General features: G+C 67.3%; 8 protein-coding genes. 6 read left to right on the forward strand and 2 right to left on the reverse strand.

What is annotated here, in order from left to right; genetic code table 11:
* Positions 1–119: 119 nt before the first annotated feature.
* Positions 120–1157: an ArsA-related P-loop ATPase gene (locus tag VMI09_08330; GenBank protein ID HTQ24690.1), complete on the forward strand. Its 1038-nt coding sequence runs from the start codon at positions 120–122 to the stop codon at positions 1155–1157.
* Positions 1154–2332 carry an ArsA-related P-loop ATPase gene (locus tag VMI09_08335; protein ID HTQ24691.1) on the forward strand — a complete coding sequence of 393 codons (1179 nt, stop codon included), beginning with the start codon at positions 1154–1156 and terminating at the stop codon, positions 2330–2332. Before VMI09_08330 ends, VMI09_08335 begins: the two co-directional genes overlap by 4 nt.
* Before the next feature lie 21 nt (positions 2333–2353).
* Here the strand turns inward: VMI09_08335 and VMI09_08340 are convergent, their stop codons facing one another.
* Positions 2354–2788, reverse strand: coding sequence for a hypothetical protein (locus tag VMI09_08340; GenBank protein ID HTQ24692.1), 435 nt, complete (start codon positions 2786–2788; stop codon positions 2354–2356).
* A gap of 122 nt (positions 2789–2910) precedes the next feature.
* On the opposite strand from VMI09_08340, the gene VMI09_08345 reads away from it, so the two are divergent.
* Positions 2911–3177: a hypothetical protein gene (locus VMI09_08345; protein ID HTQ24693.1), complete on the forward strand. Its 267-nt coding sequence runs from the start codon at positions 2911–2913 to the stop codon at positions 3175–3177.
* Here VMI09_08345 and VMI09_08350 read toward each other — a convergent pair.
* Positions 3158–4297, reverse strand: a complete 1140-nt coding sequence (locus VMI09_08350) for an alpha/beta fold hydrolase (GenBank protein ID HTQ24694.1) — start codon at positions 4295–4297, stop codon at positions 3158–3160. The genes VMI09_08345 and VMI09_08350 overlap by 20 nt on opposite strands.
* Positions 4298–4428: 131 nt before the next feature.
* On the opposite strand from VMI09_08350, the gene VMI09_08355 reads away from it, so the two are divergent.
* The 3 genes from VMI09_08355 to VMI09_08365 form a co-directional block, all read left to right on the forward strand.
* Entirely contained in the window at positions 4429–5349 is a 921-nt protein-coding gene (locus tag VMI09_08355; GenBank protein HTQ24695.1) for a TIGR03560 family F420-dependent LLM class oxidoreductase, read from the forward strand.
* Positions 5350–5446: 97 nt separating this feature from the next.
* Positions 5447–7153 carry an amidohydrolase family protein gene (locus VMI09_08360; GenBank protein ID HTQ24696.1) on the forward strand — a complete coding sequence of 569 codons (1707 nt, stop codon included), beginning with the start codon at positions 5447–5449 and terminating at the stop codon, positions 7151–7153.
* A gap of 45 nt (positions 7154–7198) precedes the next feature.
* Positions 7199–8091 (forward strand): acetolactate synthase large subunit (locus tag VMI09_08365; GenBank protein HTQ24697.1); only part of this gene is annotated, 893 nt, incomplete at its 3' end.

An 8091-nucleotide genomic window follows, 5' to 3' on the forward strand; every position in this document is an offset into this window, starting at 1 on the left:
TAAGTTCCCAGAGTTTCCCGCTGAATAGCAGTTTTGCGCCCAATTGCCAATTACGCCTTTCAGTTTCCTATTAACGAAACCCGTTTGATTCGCCACAATGCCCGCTATCAATTAGCTACATGGCCCTCGCGCGGTTAATCCTCGTCACCGGCAAGGGCGGCACGGGCAAGAGCGCGGTCGCCGCCGCCCTCGCGCTTTGGCTCGCGCGCCGGCGGCCCACGACGCTGGTCGATCTTGACCAGCGGATGTGGGCGGCGCGGATGCTCGGGATCGTGCCGCGCGATCACTCCGCTGTCCATGCCTCACCGCGCGACGGCGCGGAAGCGCCCGTCGACCTCGAAACCATCTCGCTCAGCGCCGCCACCGAACTCGAGGCCTTCATCGAGCGACTGGTGCCGATGAAGGCGATCGCGCGCCGGATGCTGCGAAGCCGCACCTTCGGCTACGTGACCGCCGCACTGCCGGGGCTGGAAGCGTTCCTGATGCTCGAGCGGCTCCGGCTGATTGCCGGGCGCGCGGCGCTGGAGGATCGCTACGCGGTGGTGGACGCTCCGGCCACGGGTAGTGCGCTGGAACTGCTCGCGGTGCCGGGAGCGCTCAAGCAAATCGCGCCGCTCGGAACGCTCAACCGCCTTGCCGCCAACGTCGAGAGCTTCATCGCCGACGCGGCGCGTTTTTCGGTGATGCTCACGCTGACACCGCAGGAGATGGCGCTGCGCGAAGCGCTCGAGGCATCCGACGTGCTTCGCGGCCGGCTCGGCGTAAACGTCGCCGCAGCGGCGCTCAATTGCGTGCCGTCCGCGCTGTTCACGCTGAGCGACCTGGAGGCGCTGGGCGCGCCGGGCGCGGACCCGGGATACGCGCGCCTTGCGCAATGGCGCGACGGCGCGGGGCGTTTCGCGGCGCGCGCGCGCCGCGAAGCGTCCCGCGCCGGCCTCAGCGTGGTCGAACTGCCGATGCTGTTCAGCCCGGCCCTGGGCCGGGCTGAACTGGAGGAGCTGAGCCGCGCCTTCGACGCGGCGATGTTCGCGGCTGCGCCGCGAACATTCGCGCGTCAACCGCAAGCACCGACCCGCGCGCTCAAACTCGCCGCGCGGCGGGCGAAACGCACCCGGCCGACAAAGCCTCCGGCGAAATCCCCGACGAAATCCCGATGACCGCCGCGCACGCCCCGCACGGGCTGCTCAAGAACCGTTTGCTCGTCTGCCTTGGCCCCGGCGGCGTCGGCAAGACCACGATCAGCGCCACGCTCGCGCTCTCAGCCGCGATTGTGGGGCGGCGGGTCGACGTGATGACCGTCGACCCAGCACCCCGTTTGCTCGACGCGCTGGGGCTCGGCGGCGTGAACGCCGCCGAGCCCCACGAGGTCGCGCTCGACGACCTCGCGCTCGACGGAATCCACGATACGGGGATGACCGACGACGCGGCGGGCGGCTTGGCCGGCGCGGGCGTTGCCGCGCGCAGGCGCCCGGCGCGCCGCGCCGGGCGCCTGCGTGCGCTCCGCATGGACCCCAAGCGCACGTTCGACGGTATCATCGCCCGCCACGCGCCCTCGCCCGCCGCCGCCGACGCGATCATGCAGAACCGCATCTATCGCAATCTCTCGCAGGCGCTGGCTGGCGTGGGGGATTACATGGCGATGGAACGGCTGCTCGAATTGAGCGAGGAGCCGGCGACTGACCTGGTGGTGCTCGACACGCCGCCCGCGCGTGAGGCGCTGGACTTTCTCGACGCGCCCCGCCGCCTCCTCGAGCTGCTCAATTCGCGCGCGGTGACGCTGCTCGGGGGCGGGATGCGCCGCGGCTTCAGCGTCGTTGACCTCGCCGCTCGCGCCGTGCTCTCCGCTTTCGACCGCTTGACCGGGCTGCATATGCTGGGCGACGTGCAAGCCTTCGTGCGGAGCTTCGACGGGATGTATGCCGGATTCGCCGAGCGCGCCGCGCGCGCCCAGCGATTGCTCGTCGCCCCGGACACCGCGGTGGTGGTGGTCACAACCGCCGAGCCGGAGCGCATCGCACAGGCGCACGAATTTCTTGCGGCGCTGCGCGCGGCCGAGATCGAGCCGCGCGCGGTCATCGTCAACCGGACGTTGCCCCCGATTGTGCCGCATGAGCAGATCGCGCGGGCGCCGCTTGAACCCGCGCTCAAACGCAAACTCGCTCGCGCGGCCGCCGAGTTCGCCGCGCTCAAGCAGCGCGAAACGGCCGCGATCGCGTCCCTGCGCGCCGGCGAGTCGCCGGACCTCGAGCTCGTCGCGGCGCCCGATCTTGGACGAGAGCCGGCCGACCTTGCCGACCTCGCGCGGCTCGGGCAGAGCTTCGAGATCGCGTGAATGTGCCGGAGGCGGATTCGGCTAGTCGGAGCTAATGCCGCCGCGGCCCTTGCGCCGGCGCCGCACGGGACGCTGTCCCGAAGTCGAGCCCTCAGGCGGGACCGGACGGACGGGCCGGATCTCCGAATCGGAATGACCACGGCGCGAGGCCGCCATCTCCTCCGCGGACAGCATCCGGTCGATCTTGATGCTAAGGTTGACCAGTTGGCTCGATAGCGTGTCGAGCCGAGACTTGAGTTCGCGGATGTCGCGCTTGGACGGGATGTTGACGAAATCCAAAACCGTCTCGACGTTGCGGTCGAAGACGTGCTTGTTGGCCATCAAACGCTCTCCCGCGCGGCCCAGGCTCTTGCGCATTCGTTCGTTGGCCATCAGCTCGCCCATAACGCTCCCCAACCCTTCCTCGCTCATCTGGCGCAGCTTGGAAATGATATTTTCAGCGTCGCGGCGTGCCATTCCTAAACACTATAGCCCCGCCGACCAGCGCCGCAAACCATATGCGAGCCGCAACCACGATGATGCGGCTGTGCGGTACAAGCGATCGACGAGAGCGCTCGAGCTGGTGTGCATGTAATCCGATGTGGGCGATCGCATCCATCCTCAACGTAACCTCGGGCTTCGCCCTGATGCGCTATCGCGGGGGGCCGGCCGAGATTATCGCGACCTCGTTGATTATCGACGCGGCGCTCGCGCCGCTCACCGCAACGATCGCCGCGCGGCGTGGCCGCTCGCGGGTGGCATGGTCGCTGCTCGGCTTGGGGTTCGGAATGTGGGCGCTTGTGGCGACCCTGATGCTGCGTCCGCGAGTTGCGGTCGCGCCGCCGCCTACTTCTGATGCCGCCTGAGGAACGCCAGCACCCGCGCGTAAACTTCGCTCTCCGCGTGGGTGCCGCAAATCACGTCCAGGTGGCCCCATCCGTCGAGCCGCTTGACCGTGACGTCGGCGCTGCCGGTCGCCGCGGCGGATTCCGCCACCATCGCCGGCCACTTGGCGGAAATGTTCGTGCTGGCGAATGCGATCACGGGAATCTTTGAAGCTTTGAGCCGAGCGAGCGCGCCCGCGTCGAACGGATTGTCGTAATCCTGCACGGCCGGCCACCATCGGTCGTACCCGATCAGCACCCGCGCCAGCACCGACGGATCGGAAAATCCGCCTTGTGGATTCGCGAGCCCGCCGTGTCCGCCGAACAGGCCGCCCGCCTCATACACCACGTGTTCGAGATTCTCGGCCGCGGTTTTGTATTTCGGCAGCGGCGCCGGGCCGCCGGGATCGCGAATCACCGCCTCCATCAGCGCGCGGCGCTTGTCGTAGGTCAGATGGCGCCCGCCGACATCGTCGGCGACGCGCCCCGCGGGCATCGCCGGCGCGGGACCGCGGGGAATGAAGCCGTCGAGAATCACGAGTCCAGCCACTTCTTGCGGATGAAGCGCCGCGAAGAGATAGGCAAAGCTCGCGCCGCGGCTGAACCCCGCGACGAAGAGCCTGCCCTGATGTGTTGTCGCTCTGATGAACGCCGCCGCTGCTCCGATATCATCGGCAAACGCACGATTCGTCCATCCGGCCATTACGGAAAGCTTTTTCGCCGGCGTGTCGGCAGGGACGAAATGCGTCCGATAGTCCATTGTCCACACGTCGATGCCGTGCGCGGCCAGATAAAGCGGCATCGAGTAGCGCACGTCGTCAACCGCGACCTCCCCGTTCATGTTGGTGCCCGGCAGATAGAGCATCACGATTCCCGTATGGGCCGGCGCGACCGGGCCGCTCGTGATTCGATGGAGCCCGACACGATCGAACGGCGACGGCCCGCGCCCCGCGACAAAATGCCATTCATAGATTCCGGGCGCGCCCTCGAGCGCGCGCGGCGCGCCGACTTGCGAGAATCCCGGTTCCGGTGACGCTGCAACCGCGCGATGCGAATCGCCGAACGCGGCCGCTATCGCCAAGGTCAGGGCGACCAAGGCCATCCGGAACGCGATTTCGTTTCGCCGTCTGGTTGCGTTGTGCATCCGCGCAGTAAAACAGTAAAAGAGAAACGATAAAAGAAAAGAATCGATCTGATGATCACCGCGGAAGCCGACCAAGGAGTTCCACCCCGATGAGCGAAAAAATCGAATTCGCGTTCTGGTCGCCGCAGGCCGGCGCGACCGTCAAGACTCTGCTCGACCGCGCCGAGATGGCCGAGCGCCTGGGCTATCATTCGTTCTGGCTGGTCGATCACTTCTGGACGCTCGGCCTCATCGACGTCGATCTGCTCGAGGCGGTGACGATGATGAGCGCTATCGCCGCCCGCACCGAGCGCGTGCGGATCGGCACGCTGGTGCTGTGCAACTCCTTTCGCAACCCGGCGCTGCTGGCCAAATCGCTCACCACGATCGATCAGATCTCCAACGGGCGGCTCGAGGTCGGGCTGGGCGCGGGATGGATGGAGCAGGAGTATCGCGCCAACGGCTACGAATTTCCGTCGGTGGGCGCGCGCTTGCGCCAGCTCGAGGAGGGATTGCAAATCTTAAAGGCGATGTTCACCGAGAACCGCGCCACCTTCAAAGGCCGCTACTACTCGGTCACCGATGCGCCCAACAATCCCAAACCGGTGCAGAAACCGCATCCGCCGATCATGATCGGCGGCGCGGGCGAGAAGGTGATGCTGCGCCTGGTCGCCAAGTACGCCGATCGCTGGAACATCCCGGCCGGCTATCGCGACTTCAAGAAAACGCTTGGCGTGCTGCACGAACATTGCCGCGCCGTGGGTCGCGACCCCAAAGAAATCACCGTATCGGAGCAGGTGATGGTCTGTATCGGCGCGAACAAGGCCGAAGCGGATCAGAAGTGGGAGATGGTCAAGGGGCGCAAGCCTTTCTCATTCACCGCGATAAAGGGCACACCCGACGAGGTCGTCAGGCAGTTTCGCGAGCGCGTCTCGTGGGGCATCACGATGTTCACGATGATGTTTGCCGACATGGCCCCGCCGCAGACGGTCGAGCTGTTCGCGCGCGAGGTGATGCCGGCCTTCGCGTAGGAGACGAGAGGCGCGCCGCGCACGCCTTGACACTCCATCGAGACGGCGCGAAGCTCGCTCAGTTCTCGCGCGCCCCGCATCGCGGAGGAACCTGACGATGGCCTATGACCTGCTGATCCGCAATGCCGCCATCTGCGATGGCACGGGCGCTCCCGTGCGAGGGGGCGCGCTCGCGGTCAGCGAAGGCAAGATCGCCGCGATGGGCGATGTTGGCGGCCCGGCGCGGCGCGAGATCGACGCCGACGGCGCGGTGCTGGCGCCCGGCTTTATCGATATCCACACGCACTACGACGCACAGATTTCGTGGGACCCGCTGCTCACCTGCTCGTCGTGGCATGGCGTCACCACGCTGCTGATGGGCAATTGCGGCGTAGGCGTCGCGCCCTGCCGCCCCGGCCAGCAATCCACCATGGCGTGGGACCTGGTCAACGTCGAGGCTCTGCCCCACGACGTGCTGATGCGCGGAGTGACCTGGGACTGGGAAAGTTTTCCGCAATACATGGCGGCAGTCGAGCGCCGCGGCGTCGCGCTCAACGTCGGCTTCCTCGTGCCGCTCTCGGCGCTGCGTTTCTACGTCATCGGCGAGCAGGCCGCGGAGCGCGCCGCGACCGAATCCGAGACGGCCGAGATGGCGCGTCTCTATGGCGAAGCCCTCCGTGCCGGGGCCGCCGGCGTCTCGCTCAGCCTCGCGCCGCAACATATCGGCTTTCAGGGGCGTCCGCTGGCGAGCCGGATGGCGAGCGACGGCGAACTGCGTGCGCTCTGCCATACGATGCGCGAGCTCGGCCGCGGCATTATCGAGATTCTTCCCAACCGCGGCTCGACCAGCGTGCCCAATGAAAGCGGCCTCGATCTTTTGACGATGCTCGCGCGCGAGAGCGCGCGGCCGGTGACCTGGCTCGCGCTGCTCGATCTCCCCGGCACGCCGCCCGAGGCGCATCAGCGCATCGTCGAGCGTCTGGCGCCATTGGTCGAAAGCGGCCTCAAGATCCTGCCGCAGGTTACGCCCCGCCCGATCCAGCAGTACTACACGATGCGCGAGCCGTTCATCTTTGCCGCGCTCGATTCGTGGAAGGGAATCTTCAACCGCAGCATCCAGGAACAGATGGCGCTCGTCGGCTCGTCGGACTTCCGCAACGCGTTCCGGGCCGAAATCGGAGACAGCGGCGGCAGCGCGATCTTCCGCGGCCGATGGGACCGCGTTCACGTAGTGCGGGTCGAAAACGAGCGCAATCGGCGCTTCCTCAACCTGAGCATCGCCGAAGTGGCGGCCGCAACCGGCAAGGACGCCGTCGACGCGCTGCTCGACCTCGCGCTGGACGAGCGGATGGAACTGGGCGTGACGCTTTCGGTGATCAACGTCAATCCCGACGTGGTGAGCCGGATCCTCAAGCTGCCCAATACGCTCATCGGCCTCAGCGACGCGGGCGCGCACGTCGCGCAGCATTGCGACGCCGGCCTCACCTCCTACCTGCTGCATGAATGGGTGCATCGCCGCGGCCTGCTGACGCTCGAAGAGGGCGTGCGGCGGCTGACCTCGGAGCTCGCCGACTTTCTCGAACTGGGCGGCAAGGGGCGGCTTGCGCCCGGGATGGACGCCGACCTCGTCATTTTCGATCCGGCGACAATCAAGCCGCTCAAACCCGAGTGGGTAAGCGATCTGCCCGGCAACGAGCCACGTTTGATCGAACGCGCGGAAGGAATCGAGTACACGATCGTCGGCGGCGAGGTTCTTTTTGCGCGCGGCCAATACCAGGGCGGATTGCCCGGCAAGGTGATGCGCACGGTTTCGCAAACGTTGTAGTCATTCATCGGGCCCGAACCTGTTGCGAAGCGGAGTTGACTGGAGATGAACGGAGCCGAGAGCCTGATCCTGACCGCTCTCAATTGCGGAGTCGACGTCTGCTTCGCCAACCCCGGCACGACCGAGATGCCGCTGGTCGCGGCGCTCGACGGCGCGCCACGGATGCGCTCGGTGCTGGCGCTGTTCGAGGGCGTCGTCACCGGCGCGGCGGACGGCTACGCGCGGATGGCCGACCGCCCGGCGCTGACGCTGACCCATCTCGGCCCCGGCTTCGCCAACGGGATCGCCAATCTGCACAACGCGCGGCGCGCGCATTCGCCAGTGGTCAACGTGATCGGCGACCACGCAACCTGGCATCTCAGGGCCGACGCGCCGCTGACCTCCGATATCGAATCGCTCGCGCGCCCGGTCTCCGCATGGGTGCGCCATTCGACCAGCGCTGGCGGTATCGCCGCCGACACCGCCGAGGCGATCGCCGAAGCGATGCGCGCGCCCGGCCATGGCTCGACGCTTATCGTTCCGGCCGATTGCCAATGGAGCGAAGCCGGCGCGGCCGCGGGGCCGCGTCCCGTCCCGCCGCGTCCCGCGGCGCCGGAGAGCGGCGTGCGCGCAGCGGCCGAGGTCCTCGGCCGCGACGGCGCGAAGAGCGTGCTCTTCATGGGGGGCGCGGCGCTTCGCGAGCGCGGCCTTAGGGCCGCGGCGCGAATCGCCGCGAAGAGCGGATGCCGCCTGATATGCGAAACTTTCCCCGCGCGGATCGAGCGCGGCGGCGCTATGCCGCCGGTCGAGAAGCTGCCCTACTTCCCGGAAATGGCGCTCGACGCGCTCTCAAAATCGAGCTCGGTGATTCTCGCGGGCGCACGCGCGCCAGTCGCGTTTTTCGGCTATCCCAACACGCCAAGCATCCTCATTCCCGAGGGCCGCACCGTCGCCACGCT

This window comes from Candidatus Binataceae bacterium, assembly GCA_035500095.1.
Taxonomy (GTDB): domain Bacteria; phylum Desulfobacterota; class Binatia; order Binatales; family Binataceae; genus JAKAVN01.

What these genes read in the sequence shown, in the direction of transcription:
- VMI09_08330 (HTQ24690.1), top strand. Translation starts at nt 120, where the DNA reads ATGGCCCTCGCGCGGTTAATCCTCGTCACCGGCAAGGGCGGCACGGGC.
- VMI09_08335 (HTQ24691.1), top strand. Translation starts at nt 1,154, where the DNA reads ATGACCGCCGCGCACGCCCCGCACGGGCTGCTCAAGAACCGTTTGCTC.
- VMI09_08340 (HTQ24692.1), bottom strand. Translation starts at nt 2,788, where the DNA reads ATGGCACGCCGCGACGCTGAAAATATCATTTCCAAGCTGCGCCAGATG.
- VMI09_08345 (HTQ24693.1), top strand. Translation starts at nt 2,911, where the DNA reads ATGTGGGCGATCGCATCCATCCTCAACGTAACCTCGGGCTTCGCCCTG.
- VMI09_08350 (HTQ24694.1), bottom strand. Translation starts at nt 4,297, where the DNA reads ATGGCCTTGGTCGCCCTGACCTTGGCGATAGCGGCCGCGTTCGGCGAT.
- VMI09_08355 (HTQ24695.1), top strand. Translation starts at nt 4,429, where the DNA reads ATGAGCGAAAAAATCGAATTCGCGTTCTGGTCGCCGCAGGCCGGCGCG.
- VMI09_08360 (HTQ24696.1), top strand. Translation starts at nt 5,447, where the DNA reads ATGGCCTATGACCTGCTGATCCGCAATGCCGCCATCTGCGATGGCACG.